The 16,946-nt window shown below is 70.8% G+C and carries 18 protein-coding genes; 14 read left to right on the forward strand and 4 right to left on the reverse strand.

The genetic code is table 11. From position 1 onward, the window contains the following. The first annotated feature begins 163 nt into the window (after positions 1-163). From ACZ4D5_RS21695 to ACZ4D5_RS21725, 7 genes are all read left to right on the forward strand, one after another. Complete coding sequence (locus tag ACZ4D5_RS21695) at positions 164-949, forward strand: enhanced serine sensitivity protein SseB (protein ID WP_467773995.1); 786 nt, start codon at positions 164-166, stop codon at positions 947-949. A 90-nt stretch (positions 950-1,039) separates the two neighbouring features. Then, positions 1,040-1,852, forward strand: a complete 813-nt coding sequence (locus tag ACZ4D5_RS21700) for an enhanced serine sensitivity protein SseB C-terminal domain-containing protein (RefSeq protein ID WP_467773996.1) — start codon at positions 1,040-1,042, stop codon at positions 1,850-1,852. A gap of 326 nt (positions 1,853-2,178) precedes the next feature. After that, positions 2,179-3,183, forward strand: a complete 1,005-nt coding sequence (locus ACZ4D5_RS21705) for an ABC transporter permease (RefSeq protein WP_467773997.1) — start codon at positions 2,179-2,181, stop codon at positions 3,181-3,183. A gap of 101 nt (positions 3,184-3,284) precedes the next feature. Then, positions 3,285-5,039, forward strand: coding sequence for an ABC transporter substrate-binding protein (locus tag ACZ4D5_RS21710; protein ID WP_467773998.1), 1,755 nt, complete (start codon positions 3,285-3,287; stop codon positions 5,037-5,039). A gap of 132 nt (positions 5,040-5,171) precedes the next feature. Beyond that, positions 5,172-6,173, forward strand: a complete 1,002-nt coding sequence (locus ACZ4D5_RS21715; RefSeq protein WP_467773999.1) for an ABC transporter permease — start codon at positions 5,172-5,174, stop codon at positions 6,171-6,173. Then, positions 6,170-7,267, forward strand: a complete 1,098-nt coding sequence (locus ACZ4D5_RS21720; protein WP_467774000.1) for an ABC transporter ATP-binding protein — start codon at positions 6,170-6,172, stop codon at positions 7,265-7,267. The genes ACZ4D5_RS21715 and ACZ4D5_RS21720 overlap by 4 nt, the downstream gene beginning before the upstream one ends. Before the next feature lie 23 nt (positions 7,268-7,290). After that, positions 7,291-8,508, forward strand: a complete 1,218-nt coding sequence (locus ACZ4D5_RS21725; protein ID WP_467774051.1) for an ABC transporter ATP-binding protein — start codon at positions 7,291-7,293, stop codon at positions 8,506-8,508. Between the two features lie 59 nt (positions 8,509-8,567). On the opposite strand, the gene ACZ4D5_RS21730 is transcribed toward ACZ4D5_RS21725, so the two are convergent. Continuing rightward, positions 8,568-8,777: a hypothetical protein gene (locus tag ACZ4D5_RS21730; protein WP_467774001.1), complete on the reverse strand. Its 210-nt coding sequence runs from the start codon at positions 8,775-8,777 to the stop codon at positions 8,568-8,570. 174 nt (positions 8,778-8,951) lie between these two features. Here ACZ4D5_RS21730 and ACZ4D5_RS21735 point away from each other — a divergent pair, with 174 nt between their 5' ends. The 3 genes from ACZ4D5_RS21735 (at position 8,952) to ACZ4D5_RS21745 (ending at position 11,675) form a co-directional block, all read left to right on the forward strand. After that, on the forward strand, positions 8,952-9,626 hold the full coding sequence (locus ACZ4D5_RS21735) for a trimeric intracellular cation channel family protein (protein WP_467774002.1): 675 nt from the start codon (positions 8,952-8,954) through the stop codon (positions 9,624-9,626). Positions 9,627-9,703: 77 nt separating this feature from the next. Further along, the gene (locus tag ACZ4D5_RS21740; RefSeq protein ID WP_467774003.1) at positions 9,704-10,582 is read left to right on the forward strand and encodes a thioesterase family protein; all 879 of its coding nucleotides are present in this window, start codon (positions 9,704-9,706) and stop codon (positions 10,580-10,582) included. A gap of 100 nt (positions 10,583-10,682) precedes the next feature. Next, positions 10,683-11,675, forward strand: coding sequence for a helix-turn-helix transcriptional regulator (locus ACZ4D5_RS21745; RefSeq protein ID WP_467774004.1), 993 nt, complete (start codon positions 10,683-10,685; stop codon positions 11,673-11,675). Here ACZ4D5_RS21745 and ACZ4D5_RS21750 read toward each other — a convergent pair. Both ACZ4D5_RS21750 and ACZ4D5_RS21755 read right to left on the reverse strand, forming a co-directional pair. Beyond that, entirely contained in the window at positions 11,632-12,492 is an 861-nt protein-coding gene (locus tag ACZ4D5_RS21750) for an alpha/beta fold hydrolase (RefSeq protein ID WP_467774005.1), read from the reverse strand. The two genes, ACZ4D5_RS21745 and ACZ4D5_RS21750, sit on opposite strands and share 44 nt — an antisense overlap. A 64-nt stretch (positions 12,493-12,556) precedes the next feature. Next, entirely contained in the window at positions 12,557-13,180 is a 624-nt protein-coding gene (locus tag ACZ4D5_RS21755; protein WP_467774006.1) for a TetR family transcriptional regulator, read from the reverse strand. 144 nt (positions 13,181-13,324) lie between these two features. On the opposite strand from ACZ4D5_RS21755, the gene ACZ4D5_RS21760 reads away from it, so the two are divergent. Genes ACZ4D5_RS21760 through ACZ4D5_RS21770 form a run of 3 tightly spaced genes read left to right on the forward strand, consistent with a single transcriptional unit; the run spans position 13,325 to position 15,023 of the window. Further along, positions 13,325-13,477: a hypothetical protein gene (locus ACZ4D5_RS21760; RefSeq protein ID WP_467774007.1), complete on the forward strand. Its 153-nt coding sequence runs from the start codon at positions 13,325-13,327 to the stop codon at positions 13,475-13,477. Positions 13,478-13,529: 52 nt separating this feature from the next. Continuing rightward, the gene (locus ACZ4D5_RS21765) at positions 13,530-13,796 is read left to right on the forward strand and encodes a DUF4190 domain-containing protein (protein ID WP_467774008.1); all 267 of its coding nucleotides are present in this window, start codon (positions 13,530-13,532) and stop codon (positions 13,794-13,796) included. Between the two features lie 48 nt (positions 13,797-13,844). After that, positions 13,845-15,023: a cysteine desulfurase family protein gene (locus ACZ4D5_RS21770; protein ID WP_467774009.1), complete on the forward strand. Its 1,179-nt coding sequence runs from the start codon at positions 13,845-13,847 to the stop codon at positions 15,021-15,023. Here ACZ4D5_RS21770 and ACZ4D5_RS21775 read toward each other — a convergent pair. Next, the gene (locus ACZ4D5_RS21775; RefSeq protein WP_467774010.1) at positions 15,020-15,739 is read right to left on the reverse strand and encodes an N-acetylmuramoyl-L-alanine amidase; all 720 of its coding nucleotides are present in this window, start codon (positions 15,737-15,739) and stop codon (positions 15,020-15,022) included. The two genes, ACZ4D5_RS21770 and ACZ4D5_RS21775, sit on opposite strands and share 4 nt — an antisense overlap. A 67-nt stretch (positions 15,740-15,806) precedes the next feature. Between ACZ4D5_RS21775 and mnmA the strand changes: the two genes are divergently transcribed. Then, entirely contained in the window at positions 15,807-16,937 is a 1,131-nt protein-coding gene (gene mnmA / locus ACZ4D5_RS21780) for a tRNA 2-thiouridine(34) synthase MnmA (RefSeq protein WP_467774052.1), read from the forward strand. Positions 16,938-16,946 lie beyond the last annotated feature (9 nt).

Raw genomic sequence — 16,946 nt, forward strand, 5'->3', positions numbered from 1 at the left:
GCCGGAAGGGGAGCGGCACTAGGGCCACCCTCGAAGCGGCGACTACGGCTCGCAACCAGACGGAAGCGGAGCGTGTCCATTTGGGTGCACGCGTCCGGCCCCCGGCCGCCCGGCGTTAGGGTTCGAGCCGCAGGCAGAGCGGTCGCGAGCAGGGGTTGGACAGATGGACTTTCCGGGGCAGGCACACGCCCATCCGTATGGCGGATGGCCGGGCAACGAACTCGAGGAGGTCCTCGCGGCCTCCCTCGGCGGCCCCGCGGCGCCGTCGGCGGGTGCCCGGATCGTGGAGGTCCTCGGCCGCAGCCGGATCTGGGTCCCGCTGCCGAACGGCGGCGGCCCCGACAGCGGCACCCTGGACCTGCCGACCCTGGAGATCGAGGGCCAGGCCTACGTCCCCGTCTTCAGCTCCGAGCAGCAGTTCCGCCAGGCCCTCGGCGAGGCCGCGGACCGCATGGGGCACACCGTGGCGCCCGCCGTGGAGTTCGCCCGCGGGCTGCCGCCGCAGCTGGGCATCGCCCTGAACCCGGACGGCACCGTCGGCGTCCCGCTGCCGCCGCCCGCCGTCGCCGAGCTCGCCCGTGCCGGGCGCACGGAGCTGGACGGGCCCGCCACCGGTGGCCGCGTGCGCCTCTACGAGCCGGACTGGCAGGAGGACCCGGTGGACTTCCTGGCCGCCGCCGGGCGGGAGTTCGAGGCCACGGGCGTCGTGCTCGCCGCGCGCCGCTGCCTGGCCACCGTCGAGACGGACGACCCGACCCTGTTCGTCGGCGTCGAGCTGTCCACCTGGGAGGGAGGCGCCCGCGACCTCCCCATGGAGGCCCTCGGCCGCGCGCTCGGCCAGGCCCCCGCCCCGTGGCCGGTGAACCTCGTCCTGCTCGACGTGGCGCAGGATCCGGTGGGCGACTGGCTGCGCGCGCGGGTCCGGCCGTTCTACGTCCGCGGGGCCTGAGGCGCCGTACGTCAAGTCCGTGCCAGGATCGCCGCTTAAGCTGGTTGCATTCCTAGGGTCCATCGAGTCGTCGTGAAGGGGCGGTTACGGGTGAGTGCGTCGGGCACGGCCGCGGGCGATGGGGGCTCCCCTGGTCGAGCAGATTCGAGACCTTGGGGAAAGGTCGAGCAGATGCTGCGCCAGGTGACGCCGGGGCGTTACGACGCGTACGAGGCACTGCTGCGCGCGCTCGCCGCCGACCAGGTGTGGATGCTGCTCTGGCACGGCCAGTCCGGATCCCCCGACGCCCAGTACGGGAACATGGAGGTCGAGGGCCTCGGCTACGCCCCGTGTGTGACCTCCGCCCAGGAGCTCTCCGCCAGCGGCTGGAACCGCAGCTACGAAGTGGTGCGCGGCGTCGACGTCGCCCGCACCCTCTACCCCGACCACTACGGCCTCTGGCTCAACCCGCACGCGCCGGGCGGCGGCGTCGGCATCCCCTGGCTCGACCTGCGCCGTATCGCCATGGGTCTGGACCTGCTGCCCGCGGGGCCGCTCAGGCTCTCCGACCCGATCATCGAAATCCCCCAGTTCTACGCCCTGTTGACGCAGAACGCGCACCGCACCCCCGCGGTGCGCTCGCTGCGCAGGGCCTGGGTGCAGCCCGCGCTCGGAGCGCCGTACCTGGCCATCGGTCTCGATGTGTACGACACGTCGCCGCCCTCGGTCGACGCGGTGCGCACGATGATGCAGCAGTCCATCGCCGCCGTCCCGGACGGCCTGCCCGTCTCCACCGTCGCGATGGCCGACGACTACGACCCGGTCGCGATGTGGCTGCGCGCCAACGCCCGCCCGTTCTACGACCGCGAGGCCCAGGCGGCCCCGGCACCCGCCGGCGGGTACGGCTACCCCGCGCAGTACTGACCGGAAATCGCCGCTCGATGCGGCACTGAGCAGCGTCGACGGACGTGATGTCCGTTGTGGTGCGGGTGGGGCCCTATGGGCTTCCGTGACTCCTTGCGCCCCAACTGCCCCGTGTTCGCCCCTCGTTCACCCGCGTCCGGATAACGGAACACCCCGATCAGCATCACGGTTGCGCATCCTTTCCCCCTCAAGCCTGGTAACAGATCGCGACGTGGATGAAGACTCCCGCTCCAGGGGCCTTCGCCCCTGTGTACGACGGACTGATCACGTCGCTACAGCGGCAAGTGCGGGCCGGTCACCACCGGTTGAGAGGGGTCCCTGCCACGATGACGGCACCATTGCATGACACACCTGCGGACGCGGACCCGACCCAGGACGTCGCCCCCGCAGTTGATGCAGGGGTGAAGAAGGTCGAGGGTCGGTCCCTCAAGCAGATCGCCTGGAACCGCCTGAAGCGGGACAAGGTCGCCCTCGCGGGCGGCATCACGGTGCTGGTCCTGGTGGTGATCGCGCTCTTCGCGCCCTTGGTCGTGAGTCTGCTGGGTCACCCGCCCAACGAATTCCACCTGGACGAGCTCGACGACCTGACGGGTCTGCCCAAGGGCGCATTCGGCGGTGTGAGCGGCGACTATCTCTTCGGGGTCGAGCCCAACAAGGGACGCGACGTCTTCAGCCGCATCGTCTACGGCGCGCGGATCTCGCTCCTCGTGGCGTTCCTCGCGGCCCTGGTCGCCGTCGCGCTCGGCACCCTCTTCGGGATCATCGCCGGCTACTTCGGCGGCTGGGTCGACGCGGTCATCAGCCGTGTGATGGACGTGCTGCTCTCCTTCCCGCAGCTGCTCTTCATCATCTCCCTGGTCTCCGTGCTCCCCGACGACCTGCTGGGCCTCACCGGCACCAGCGTGCGCGTCGCGATCCTCGTCATGGTCATCGGGTTCTTCGGATGGCCGTACGTCGGACGGATCGTCAGAGGCCAGACCCTTTCGCTCCGTGAGCGCGAGTACGTGGAAGCGGCCCGCAGCCTCGGCGGCGGCAAGCGCCACATCCTGTTCCGTGAACTGCTGCCCAACCTGGTCGCCCCGATCACCGTCTACGCGACGCTGATGATCCCGACCAACATCCTCACGGAGGCGGCCCTGAGCTTCCTCGGCGCCGGTGTGAAGCCGCCGACCGCCTCGTGGGGCGGCATGCTGCGCGACGCGCTCAAGACGTACGAGCACGACCCGATGTTCATGGTCTTCCCGGGCGTGACGATCTTCATCACCGTCCTGGCCTTCAACCTCTTCGGCGACGGGTTGCGTGACGCGCTCGACCCGAAGGGGACGCGCTAGAAGGCCCAACTGGCTTGCCCCTGCCGCATGTCAGGTGGCTTTACCGATGGTTCTCCGGCAGCTCATGGCCAGGGACCGCGAAACTCGGAGGTTACGAGAAAATGCCCACAGTTTCCTCGAAACGTCGGCTCACCGCTGGTGCGGCCCTCGTCGTCGCGGCGCTGGTGACCACCACGGCGTGCGGCGGCGGTGACGGTGATGGCGGCGACTCGAAGGGTGCCGGCTACAACGCGGCGCTCAACAAGATCGCGAACCCGTCCAAGAAGAAGGGGGGAACGCTGAAGATGGTCGGCAAGCAGGACCTCGACTCGGCCGACCCCCAGCGCGCCTACTACGGCATGTCCTGGGACTTCATGCGCTTCTACACGCGCCAGCTGGTCTCCTACAACCCCGCCCCTGGCAAGGACGGCACCAAGCTGGTCCCCGACCTCGCCACCTCCACGGCCAAGATCTCGGACGACGGCAAGACCTACACGTACAAGCTGCGTGACGGCCTGACCTGGGAGGACGGCTCCAAGCTGACCTCCAAGGACGTCAAGTACGGCATCGAGCGCTCCTGGGCGACGGACACCATCACCGGTGGTCCTGGCTACATCCGCCAGGCGCTGGACCCCGACAAGAAGTACAAGGGCCCGTACAAGGACAAGGGCGGCCTGGACGCCATCGAGACGCCCGACGACCAGACCATCGTCTTCAAACTGCCCAAGCGCAACGGTGACTTCGAGCAGTTCCTCGCGATGCCGTCCGGTTCGCCGGTGAAGGAGTCCAAGGACACCAAGGCGAAGTACACCGCGCGGCCGTTCTCCGCGGGCCCGTACAAGTTCGAGACGTACAAGTCCGGCAAGAAGATCGTGCTGGTCCGCAACACCGCCTGGAAGAAGGACTCGGACCCGATCCGCGCGGCGCTGCCCGACAAGATCGACGTGACGATCTCCGCCAACCTGGAGGAGAACGACAAGAAGCTGATGGAGGGCGACTACGACGTCGACCTCAACGGCACGGGCATGACCCAGTCCGGTCGCGTCACCGCCATCCAGGACCACAAGGGCAACGTCGACAACATGCACACGTCCTTCGTGCGCTACGTCGCCCTGATCCACACGGCCAAGCCCTTCGACAACGTCCACTGCCGCAAGGCCGTCTTCTACGGCACGGACTTCGCGAGCCTCCAGCAGACGCGCGGCGGCAAGGTCGCGGCCGGCGACATCGCCAACTCCACCTTCCCGGAGGCGATCCCGGGTCACAGCGACTACGACCCGTACGGCGTGCTGAAGCGCAAGGGCAAGCCGGACGTCGCCAAGGCCAAGGACGAGCTCAAGCAGTGCGGCAAGCCGAACGGCTTCAAGGCCAAGCTGACCGCCCGCAACAACAACCCGGGTGAGGTCGACGCCGCCGAGGCGCTCCAGGCCCAGCTGGGCAAGGTCGGCATCGACGTCAGCGTCGAGTCCCTCGACGGCGCCGACTCCGCCAGCATCACCGGTTCGCCCTCCGTCGTGAAGAAGCGCGGCTACAGCATGCAGATGAGCGGCTGGGGCCCGGACTTCCCGTCCGGCCAGGGCTACGCCCAGCCGCTCTTCGACAGCCGTTTCCTGATCGACAACGGCAACTACAACGAGTCGCAGATCAAGGACAAGAAGATCGACGCGCTCTTCGACAAGGCGATCGCCGAGACCGACCCGGCGAAGGCCGGCGAGATCTACAAGGAGCTCGACAAGCGGATCCTCGACCAGGCCGACTGGATGCCCTTCCTGTACGAGAAGAACATCACCTGGCGCGGATCGCGGCTGACCAACGCCTACATGTCCGACGCCTACAACGGCCGGTACGACTACGTCTCGCTCGGTGTCGTCAAGTAACCGGCAGCGCCTGAACCGTAGTTGACCGACCTACCGCCGCCGAATCCCGCCAGTCCGAAGGGCAGGTGATGGCCCCGGGCGGTGGCCGGGACCCCTCACAAGGGGGTGCCGGCCACCGCCGGGCCGCGCACAGTGCTTGCTTATCTCATCCGGCGCCTGATCGCCGTCATCATCATGGTGCTGGTCGTACTGCTCGCGACCTTCACCATCTTCTTCATGCTGCCCAAGTGGGCGGGACAGGACATCGCCGTCCTCTTCGCCGGCAAGGCATCGGGTGCCGAGCAGCTCGAGGGCATCCGCGTCAAGCTGGGACTGAACGACCCGCTGCTCGTCCAGTTCTGGGACTTCATCAAGGGCATCCCGATGGGCCGTGACTACGTCAACGGCTCCGACGTCACCCACTGCCCGGCCCCCTGCTTCGGCTACTCGTTCCGTACCGAGGCGCCGGTCTGGGAGACCCTCAAGGACGCCCTGCCCGTCACCGCCGCGCTCGCCGCGGGTGCCTGTGTGCTGTGGCTCGCCGGCGGTGTCATCACCGGCGTGATCTCCGCCCTGCGCCGGGGCACCATCTGGGACCGCGCCGCCATGACCACCGCGCTCGCCGGTGTCTCGCTGCCCGTCTTCTTCACCGGCATGATCGCGATGGGCATCTTCGTCCACCAGCTCGGCTGGGTGAAGATCGCCGACAGTCTCAGTACGGACGACCCCGTCAACGTCTGGTTCGAGACGCTGATCCTGCCGTGGATCGTCCTGGCGTTCCTCAACGCCGCCATGTACGCCCGGCTGACCCGCGCCACGATGCTGGAGGTCCTCGGCGAGGACTACATCCGCACCGCGCGCGCCAAGGGCCTCGGCGAGTCCGTCGTCATCCGCAAGCACGCGCTGCGCTCCGCGATGACGCCGATCCTCACCGTCTTCGGCCTCGACCTCGGTGTCCTGATGGGCGGCGCCGTGCTCACCGAGTCCACGTTCAACCTGCCGGGGCTCGGCCTCGAGGCGGTCAGGGCCATCAGCAGCAAGGACCTGCCCGTCATTCTCGGCGTGACCCTGTGCGCGGCGCTCGCGATCGCCATCGCCAACCTCGTCGTCGACCTTCTGTACGCCGTCATCGACCCGCGAGTGAGGCTGGGATGACCGAACTGTCCAAGAGCGGGGCCGCGGTGGGCGAGCCCGTCGCCGCCTCTCCCGCTCCCTCCGCCTTCCTCGAGGTGCGCGACCTCAAGGTGCACTTCCCGACCGACGACGGCCTGGTGAAGTCCGTCGACGGGCTCAACTTCACGCTGGAGAAGGGCAAGACCCTCGGCATCGTCGGCGAGTCCGGCTCCGGCAAGTCGGTGACCTCGCTGGGCATCCTCGGCCTGCACACCGCGGGGCAGTACGGCGCCCGGCGCGCGCAGATCTCCGGCGAGATCTGGCTGGACGGCAAGGAGTTGCTGAGCGCCGACCCCGACGAGGTCCGCAAGCTGCGCGGCCGCGAGATGGCGATGATCTTCCAGGATCCGCTCTCCGCGCTGCACCCGTACTACTCCATCGGCAAGCAGATCGTCGAGGCGTACCGGGTCCACAACGACGTCGACAAGAAGGCCGCGCGCAAGCGCGCGATCGAGATGCTCGACCGCGTCGGGATCCCGCAGCCGGACAAGCGGGTGGACTCCTACCCGCACGAGTTCTCCGGCGGCATGCGCCAGCGCGCGATGATCGCGATGGCCCTTGTGAACAACCCCGAACTGCTCATCGCCGACGAGCCGACCACCGCCCTGGACGTCACCGTCCAGGCGCAGATCCTCGACCTGATCCGGGACCTGCAGAAGGAGTTCGGCTCCGCCGTCATCATGATCACGCACGACCTGGGCGTGGTCGCCGAGATGGCGGACGAGCTCCTGGTCATGTACGGCGGCCGGTGCGTCGAGCGCGGCACCGCCGAGAAGGTCTTCTACGAACCCCAGCACCCCTACACCTGGGGCCTGTTGGGATCGATGCCGCGCATCGACCGCGAGGAGACCGACCGGCTCATCCCGGTCAAGGGCTCCCCGCCCAGCCTGATCAACCTGCCGAGCGGCTGCGCCTTCAACCCGCGCTGCCCCTACGCGGACGTCCCCAAGGATCAGATCACCCGTCGCGAGCGCCCCGAACTGCGCGAGGTGGCCTCCGGCCACTTCTCCGCCTGCCACATGTCGCAGGAGGAGCGCACCCGGATCTGGACCGAAGAGATTGCGCCGAAGCTGTGAACGATGACGTGAAGGGCCGTGAGATGACGATCCCGGCGCAGGCGAAGGACTCACCCGAGCCGCTGCTCAAGGTCGACGGCCTGGTGAAGCACTTCCCCATCAAGAAGGGGCTGCTCCAGCGCCAGGTCGCCGCGGTCCAGGCGGTCGACGGACTGACCTTCGACGTGCGCCCCGGCGAAACGCTCGGCGTGGTCGGCGAGTCCGGCTGCGGCAAGTCGACGATGGGCCGGCTCATCACGCGGCTGCTCGAACCGACCGGCGGCCGCGTGGAGTTCGAGGGCACGGACATCACGCACCTGAACACCGGCGGGATGCGTCCGCTCCGCCGCGACGTGCAGATGATCTTCCAGGATCCGTACTCGTCGCTGAACCCGCGGCACACCATCGGCACGATCGTCGGCGCGCCCTTCAAGCTCCAGGGCGTCAAGCCCGAGGGCGGCGTGAAGAAGACCGTGCAGGAGATGCTGGAGCGCGTCGGGCTCAACCCCGAGCACTACAACCGCTATCCGCACGAGTTCTCCGGCGGCCAGCGCCAACGCATCGGCATCGCGAGGGCGTTGGCCCTGCGGCCGAAGCTGGTGGTGGCGGACGAGCCGGTCTCCGCGCTCGACGTGTCCATCCAGGCCCAGGTGGTCAACCTCCTGGACGACCTGCAGGACGAGCTCGGCCTCACGTACGTGATCATCGCGCACGACCTGTCGGTCATCCGGCACGTCTCGGACCGCATCGCGGTGATGTACCTCGGCAAGATCGTGGAGCTGGCGGACCGCAAGGACCTCTACTCCACGCCGATGCACCCGTACACCAAGGCGCTGCTCTCCGCCGTGCCGGTGCCGGACCCCAAGCGGCGCGGCGCCAAGAGCGAGCGCATCCTGCTCCGCGGTGACGTCCCCTCGCCGATCGACCCGCCCACCGGCTGCCGCTTCCACACGCGGTGCTGGAAGGCGACGGAGATCTGCAGGACGAAGGAGCCGCCGCTCGTCGCGCTCGCCACGGGGCACCAGGTGGCGTGCCACCACCCGGAGAACGCCGAGGACCAGGCGCCGCAGGACACCCAGCTGCTCTCGGTGGCCAAGGAGGCGATCGAGGTGGTGTCGGTGGCGACCAAGGCGGACGAGACGGCGGCGGCCGAGGGGGCGGCCGAGGCGGAGTCCTCGAAGCCTGCGAAGGCCTCGGAGTCCTCGAAGGCCACGGAGCCCGAGGTCACGAAGGACGAGGGGCCGAAGTCGGCCGACTCCTAGGGCGGGTTGACCCGGGCGCGGTGCGCGCCCGGGTCATGCGCGTGCCCGTCCGGCGGCTCTCACGAAGCGGAGGACGGCGCTTCCCGCGCGGCGATCCGCCAGGCGCCGACCTCGCGGTACCCGGAGTCGTACACCGCCTCGCCGGCGCCGGGCTCCAGGGCGTAGTGCCCCAGGTTCCCGCCCCAGTACCGCAGGATCCGTCCCAGTTCCTCGGCGGCCTTCCCCTCGAAGGCCGCCTCACCCATGTCGACCTCCAGCACGAACTTCATGTCCCGCACTCCTCCGGTGCCCGCGGAAATTCCCTTCCTTCGACTTTCTCATTGAAGTGCTTCTTGGGACTTTCCCCGCTGTGGTGCCTGTCCTGTCGCCCCTCTGGCCGGGAAAGTCTCAACTCCGGATGACGGCAGCGCGGGGCCCGTGCCGTGCGCGGGTAAGAATGGCGCGTGCTTCAGGATCTGTTCACGCCCTCCGTCCAGCACGCGCTCGACATCGTGGGGATCTTCGTCTTCGCGATCTCCGGCGCGCTGCTCGCCGTGCGCAAGAACTTCGACGTCTTCGGCATCGCCGTCCTCGCCGAGGTCACCGCGCTGGGCGGCGGACTCTTCCGCGACCTGGTCATCGGGGCGGTCCCGCCGGCCGCCTTCACCGACCTCGGCTACTTCATCACCCCCCTGTTCGCGGCCGCGCTGGTCTTCTTCCTGCACCCGGAGGTGGAGCGCACCCAGCTCGCGGTGAACGTCTTCGACGCGGCGGGCCTCGGCCTCTTCTGCGTCACGGGCACGACCAAGGCGTACGACTACGGCCTCGGCCTCACGCAGTCGGTGGCCCTCGGCCTCGCCACCGCGGTGGGCGGCGGCGTGCTCCGCGACATCGTCGCCAACGAAGTGCCCTCGCTGGTGCGCTGGGACCGCGACCTGTACGCGGTGCCCGCCATCGTGGGCGCCACGATGGTCGCCCTGTGCATCCGCTACGAGCAGCTGACGGCGTTCACCACCGGCCTCGCGATCGTGACGGCGTTCGCGCTGCGCCTGCTCGCGATGCGCTACCACTGGCGGGCGCCGCGCGCCTGGAACCGGCGCTCCACCGCGGTGGAGGCGGAGGCCGAGGAGACGCCGTAGGGCGAGGGGGCGCCGCGGAGAGATCGGGGCGACAGGAAAAGCTACCGCTCAGTAGTTTCCTGTTGTACGTTGCTGGCATGGCAACGGCAGCATCGCAAGCATCGATACCCGCATCGATACCCGCCCGCATCGGCGACAGCGAGTTCGACCGCGACACCGCGGTCATCCGGCGCGAGCCCGGCGTCTACGACACCGAGCTCTCCGCGGGGTGGACGATCATCAGCGCCGTCAACGGCGGCTATCTCCTCGCCGTCATCGGCCGCGCGCTGGCCGACGCCCTGCCGCACAGCGACCCGTTCACGATCTCCGCGCACTACCTCACCGCGTCGAGCCCCGGGCCCGCCGTGATCCGCACCGACGTGGTGCGCGGCGGCCGCTCCCTGTCCACCGGGCAGGCCTCGCTCTTCCAGTACGACGAGGAGGGCCGCGAGGTCGAGCGGATCCGCGTCCTCGCCTCGTACGGAGATCTCGACGGGCTCCCCGACGACGTCCGCACCACGGCCGTGCCGCCCGCGATCCCGCCGCTCGACCAGTGCTTCGGCGCGCAGGACGCCCCCGACCACCGCCCCGTGCCCGGCAGTTCGGCCATCGCCGACCGCCTCTTCCTCAAGCTCGACCCCGCGACGCTCGGCTGGGCGCTCGGGCAGCCGTCCGGCAAGGGGGAGATGCGGGCCTGGTTCGGCCTGGCCGACGGCCGCGACGCGGACCCGCTGTCGCTGCTGCTCGCCGTCGACGCGCTGCCGCCGACCGCCTTCGAGATGGGCCTCACCGGCTGGGTGCCGACCGTGGAGCTGACGGTCCACGTGCGCCGTCGCCCGGCGCCGGGCCCGCTGCGCGTCGCGATCACCACACGGAACCTGGCGGGCGGCTTCCTGGAGGAGGACGCCGAGGTCTGGGACAGCGAGGACCGCCTGGTGGCGCAGTCCCGTCAGCTGGCACGGGCACGGCTGACCTGACGCTTTTCGCGGGGTGCGTGCTGCGGTGCCGTTCCTCGCGGGTCGCGTGCTGCGGTGACGTCCCCGTTGGTCGCGTGCCGTCATGGGGGATCCTGGGCGGGTGAAATCCGACCGGCTGCTCTCGATCCTGCTGCTGCTCCAGACCCGCGGCCGCGTCCCCGCGCACGAGCTGGCCGAGCGGCTCGAAGTGTCCGTCCGCACGATCTACCGGGACATCGAGGCCCTGTCCGCCTCCGGTGTCCCGGTCTACGCCGAGCGCGGCAGGCACGGCGGCATCGAGCTGCTCGCCGGGTTCCGCACCGACGTGACGGGGCTGACCGCGGACGAGTCGCGGGCCCTTTTCATCCTCGCCGCGCAGGGCGCGCACGCCGCCCTCGGCCTGGACGACGCGCTCGGCTCCGCCCTGCGCAAGGTCATGGCCGCGCTGCCCGAACCGCACCGCCCCGCGGCCGAGTTGATGAGCCGCCGTGTGCTCGTCGACTCGGCGCGCTGGATGCCGGGGACCCCCGATGCGGCGCCGGCCGCCGTCGACCTCGACGCCCTGCAGGACGCCGTCTTCTCCGACCGGCGGCTGCGCCTGCGCTACCGGCACGGCGGCGACACGGCGCCGAGCACCTACACCGTGGACCCCTACGGGCTCGTCTCGAAGGCGGGCGTCTGGTACCTGGTCGCGGACCGGCGCGGCGCCCCGCAGCTCTTCCGCGCCGACCGGGTGCGCTCCGCGACCGTCACGGACGCCCCCGTCAGGCGCCGTGCCGGGGTCGAACTGGCCGACGTGTGGGGCGTGTTGAAGCGACAGGTCGAGGACCGTCCGGTCGGCATCGAGGTGACGGCACGCGTGGCGCGCCGCCGCTTCCAGCTGTTCCTGAGGCTCCAGGGGCAGCGCCTCGTCGGGCCCTTCGAGGACGACGGCGAGAGCGAGCGGATCACCGTCCGCCTCGGGTTCGGCGTCGTCGGCGAGACCCGCACGCTGCTGCCGTTCGGCGCCGACGTCGAGGTGCTCTCGCCGCCCGAGGTGCGCGCGGAGCTGGCGAAGGCCGCCGCAGGCGTCACGGAGCTGTACGGAGCGGATCCCGGCGCAGGAAACGGCTGAGCTCGCCGGTGAGTTCGGCGGGCGCGTCCTCCTGGACGAGGTGTCCCGCGCCCTCGATCAGGCGCAGCCGCGAGCCGGGGATCGCCTTGTGCAGTTCGTGGCCGCGCTCCACCGGGATCCAGGTGTCGTCGGTGCCCCAGCAGATCAGCACGGGCAGCTCCAACTCGCCGTACCTGCCCTGGATCTCGTCGGTGTACCGCTGGTCGTTCTGCTCGATCTGCCGGTAGAAGGCGGGCCTGCCCTCCTCGGTGCACCAGGGCGCCACGAGCCGGTCGAGCACCGCGGGGTGCAGTCCGCGGTGGCTCGCGGAGCCCACGTACTCGCGCACCAGCGCCTCGTGCAGGGCGGGCGGCAGCTGCCCGAAGACCTCGGCGTGCGCGCCGAGCAGCCGGTAGGCGGGGGAGCCCCAGGGGGCGAGGGCCACCGGGTCGACGAGGGCGAGGCGGCCGTAGCGGGCGCCGTGCAGCAGGTGCGCGCGCAGGGCGACGCAGCCGCCGAAGTCATGGGCGACGACGGCGGGGTCCACCAGGCCCCAGTGGTCGAGCAGTTCGGTGAGCACACGGCCCTGCGCGGCGAGCGAGACGTCCTGCCCCTGCCGCATCTGAGAGGCGCCGTATCCGGCCAAGTCCCATACGTACACGCGGTGTTCGCGGGACAGGGCGCGGGCGGCGCCGCGCCAGACGTACGACGAGAAGGGCGTGCCGTGGACCAGGACGACGGGCGGGGCGTCGGCGGGGCCGAGGGCGGCCCAGCGGATGGTCCCCGACGAGCTGGGGAAGGTGCGGTCGAGGGTCCAGGCGTCACGGGCATCGGTCATGACCGTAGAGGTTAGTTGCCCCTTACGGCGGAGTCGAGGGCCACGCGGCCGGGCTCGTGGGGGTTCAGCGCCCGTCCAGCCAGTGGTGGCGGCCGACGCTGATCAGGCGCAGCTGCCTGCGCGCGGTGTCCGCCACCCGCTCGGCCTCCTCGGGCCCGGCCGCCAGGAGTGCCGAGGCGGTCATCACCATGTGGTCGACGTACATCCGCGCCAGCATCAGCAGATCGTCCTCGGCCCAGCCCGCCGCCTCCGGCTCGCGGGCGAACTGTTCCTTCACCTCGTGCGCGAACAGGGCGAGTTGGCCGCCGATCGCGGCGCGCACCGCCTTGACGCCGCCGTGCTGCTCGCGGGCGATGAAGCGGACGTGTGCGGGGTGCTCGCGCACGTACGCGGCGATCAGGCCGACGGCCGCCGCGATGCGCTCCTCGCCGTCGCCGACCGTCGAGAGGAGCGCGGCGAGTGTGGTGTGCAGGCTGCCGAGCGCCTCCTCGACCAGGGCGACGCCCAGGTCGGACGTGCAGCGAAAGTGCCGGTAGAAGGCGGTGGGGGCGACACCCACGGCGCGGGTGACCTCGCGCAGGCCCAGGCTGCTGAGGCTCTGCTCCTCCAGCAGCTGGAGCGCCGCGTCGAGGAGGGCCTGCCGGGTCTTCTGCTTCTGGGCCTGCCGGACGCCGAGGGTGTGACTCATGCCATGCAGTTAACAACTGTTCTCCGGGATTGGGAAGCCGGAAGGGGAGTAGACTCTCCAGTCAGTGAACAGTTGTTACCACAGTCGTTCACTGAACCGAGAGGCCACCGCAACCAAGAGGTCACCGCAACCGAGAGGGATCTCATGCTTTTCCTCGTCGCCGCTCTCCTGCTGCTCGGCGTCGTCATGGGCTCCGTGGCCCACGCCCCGCTGCCCGTCACCCTGGTCGCCGCCGCCGTGATCGGCACCTGGCTGGTCGTCTTCGCCGTCCGCGAGCGCCGCGCCCACCACCGCTGACCCGCCCTCGCCCCCACTCCGTACGACACCTCCACCTGCCAGGAGTCGCACCATGGAACTCACCGCCACCACGCCCGAGGTCCGGCGGGACGCCGACGGCATGGCCGTCGCCTCCTTCGTCCTCGGACTGCTCGGGCTGCTCGTCCTCAATGTCTTCCTCGGGCCCGTCGCGATCGTCCTCGCGGGTCTCGCCCTGTGGCGCGGCACCGGCCGAAAGGGCCGTGCGCTCCTCGGGCTCGGGCTCGGCGTGGCCGACCTCGTCGTGCTCGCCGCCCTCGTCTCGATGGACGGCACCGTGTCCTGGGGTCTCGCAGGCTGATACCACCGGGGCGTGGGCCGCCGCGCGGCTCGTAGAATCGTGCGCACCATGGCCTACCTCGACCACGCAGCGACCACTCCGATGCTCCCGGAGGCGATTGCGGCGATGACCGCCAAGATCGCCGTCACCGGCAACGCCTCCTCGCTGCACGCGGCGGGGCGCCGAGCGCGACGCACCGTCGAGGAGGCCCGCGAGACGCTCGCCGAGTCGCTCGGCGCGCGCCCCAGCGAGGTGGTCTTCACCTCCGGCGGCACCGAGGCCGACAACCTCGCCGTGAAGGGCCTGTACTGGTCCCGGCGGTACGCCGGAGAGGGGGCGCCGGCCCGCACCCGTGTCCTCGCCAGCCCCGTCGAGCACCACGCCGTCCTCGACGCCGTGCACTGGCTCGGTGAACACGAGGGCGCCACCGTCGAGTACCTGCCGGTCGACACCCACGGCCGCGTGCACCCCGACGCGCTGCGCGAGGCGATCGAGCGCAACCCCGACGACGTCGCCCTGGCCACCGTCATGTGGGCCAACAACGAGATCGGCACGATCATGCCGGTCCGTGAACTGGCCGACGTCGCCCAGGAGTTCGGCGTCCCGCTGCACGCCGACGCCGTGCAGGCCTACGGCCAGATCCCCGTCGACTTCGGCGCCTCGGGCCTCGCCGCGATGACCGTCTCCGGCCACAAGATCGGCGGCCCCTACGGCATCGGCGCGCTGCTGCTCGGCCGCGAGTACAGTCCCGTGCCCGTGCTGCACGGCGGCGGCCAGGAGCGGCACGTGCGCTCCGGGACCCTGGACGTGCCGGCCATCGCGGCCTTCGCCGTCGCGGGGGAGCACGCCGCCGCGCACCGCGAGCAGTTCGCCGCCGAGGTCGGCGCGCTCCGCGACGACCTGGTGACCGCCGTGCGAGCGGCCGTCCCCGATGCGGTCCTCGGCGGCGACCCGTCCCCGGAGGGCCGGCTGCCCGCCAACGCGCACTTCACCTTCCCCGGCTGCGAGGGCGACTCCCTCCTGCTGCTGCTCGACGCCCAGGGCATCGAGTGCTCCACGGGGTCGGCCTGCACCGCGGGCATCGCCCAGCCCAGCCACGTCCTGCTCGCCACCGGCACCGACCCCGACCTGGCCCGCGGCACGCTGCGCTTCTCGCTCGGCCACACGTCGACGAAGGCGGACGTCGACGCGGTGGCCGCGGCGATCGGCCCCGCGGTGGAGCGGGCCCGGACGGCGGGGCTGAGCTAGCTCGTCCGCCGGGGCTTCGCGGTCGGCTCGGGACGGTCCCGTGCCGCCCGCACCAGGCGCAGGTACCGGTCCCAGTCCCAGTGCGGCCCCGGGTCCGTGTGGTCCGTGCCCGGCACCTCCACGTGGCCGACGATGTGCTCGCGGTCCACGGGGATGTCGTACCGCCCGCAGATGCCGGCGGTGAGCCGCGCCGACGCCGCGTACATCGCGTCGGTGAACGACGACTTCTCGTCGACGAAGCCCTCGTGCTCGATGCCGATGCTGCGTTCGTTGTAGCTCCTGTTGCCCGCGTGGAACGCCACGTCCAGTTCGCGGATCATCTGGGCGATGTGGCCGTCCTTGCGGACCACGTAGTGCGCGGCGGCGCCGTGGCCGGGGTCCTTGAAGACGCGCAGCGCGGTCTGATAGCCGCCCTGGACGACGTGGACGACGACGCGGTCGATCGCGTAGTCGTCGGGGCGGTCCGCGCGCCGCCAGTTGTAGTCGGACGCGGCGATCCACTGGGCGCCCGGGGTGTCGACCTCGCCCTCCTTGCGCTTCTTCACCACACCGGGCAGCCGCCACCACAGCCGCCCGAGCTCGTCCCTGGCGAGCACGGCGCTGCCGACGGCCGCCGCGGCGCCGCCGATCAGCAGCGTCCGCCGGTCGATGCCGCGCCGGCGCCTCGGCTCGGCGGCCTCGCCGGCCGTGCCCTCGGGTTCGGTGGTTTCCCCCATGCGATCGTCAACGCTTACTCACGGGCGTCCGGTTCCCGCGGCCCCGTACCCTGTTAGGGCTATGACTTTGACCGAGACCCCGCAGCGTGCCCAGCGCCCCCTCCGCGTCCTCGCCGCCATGTCCGGCGGCGTGGACTCCGCCGTCGCAGCCGCCCGAGCCGCCGAGGCCGGGCACGACGTGACGGGAGTGCATCTCGCGCTCTCGGCGAACCCGCAGTCCTTCCGCACGGGCGCCCGGGGCTGTTGCACCATCGAGGACTCGCGCGACGCCCGCCGCGCCGCGGACGTCATCGGCATCCCGTTCTACGTGTGGGACCTCGCCGAGCGGTTCCGCGAGGACGTGGTCGAGGACTTCGTCGCCGAGTACGAGGCGGGGCGCACCCCCAACCCCTGCCTGCGCTGCAACGAGAAGATCAAGTTCGCCGCGCTCCTCGACAAGGCCCTCGCCCTCGGCTTCGACGCGGTGGTCACGGGGCACTACGCCCAGGTGATCCTCCACGAGGACGGCTCCCGCGAGCTGCACCGCGCCTCCGACATGGCCAAGGACCAGAGCTACGTCCTCGGGGTCCTGGACGAGAAGCAGCTCGCCCACGCGATGTTCCCCCTGGGTGACACGGTCACCACCAAGGAGGAGATCCGCGCCGAGGCCGAGCGCCGCGGGCTCGCCGTCGCCAAGAAGCCCGACAGCCACGACATCTGCTTCATCGCCGACGGCGACACCCAGGGCTTCCTCGCCTCCCGCCTCGGCAAGGCGGAGGGCGACATCGTGGACGAGTCCGGTGCGGTCCTCGGCACCCACGAGGGGGCGTACGGCTACACCATCGGCCAGCGCAAGGGCCTGCGGATCGGCACCCCGGCCCCCGACGGCAAGCCGCGGTACGTCCTGGACATCTCCCCGGTGAACAACACCGTGACGGTCGGCCCGGCCGCCGCCCTGGACGTGACAGGGCTGACGGCCATCAAGCCCCGCTGGTGCGGAGCGGCCCCCACCGGGCCCGGCACGTACACCGCGCAGCTGCGGGCCCACGGCGGCGAGACGGAGGTGACCGCCGAGCTCGTCGACGGCACCCTGAACGTCTCGTTCACCGAGCCCGTGCGCGGCGTCGCCCCCGGCCAGGCCATCGTGCTCTACGACGGCACGCGCGTGGTCGGCTCGGCGACGATCGCGACGACACAGCGGGCCACGGCCGTGGCCTAGGCCGTCGCT

Source organism: Streptomyces sp. NPDC025651 (assembly GCF_055558735.1).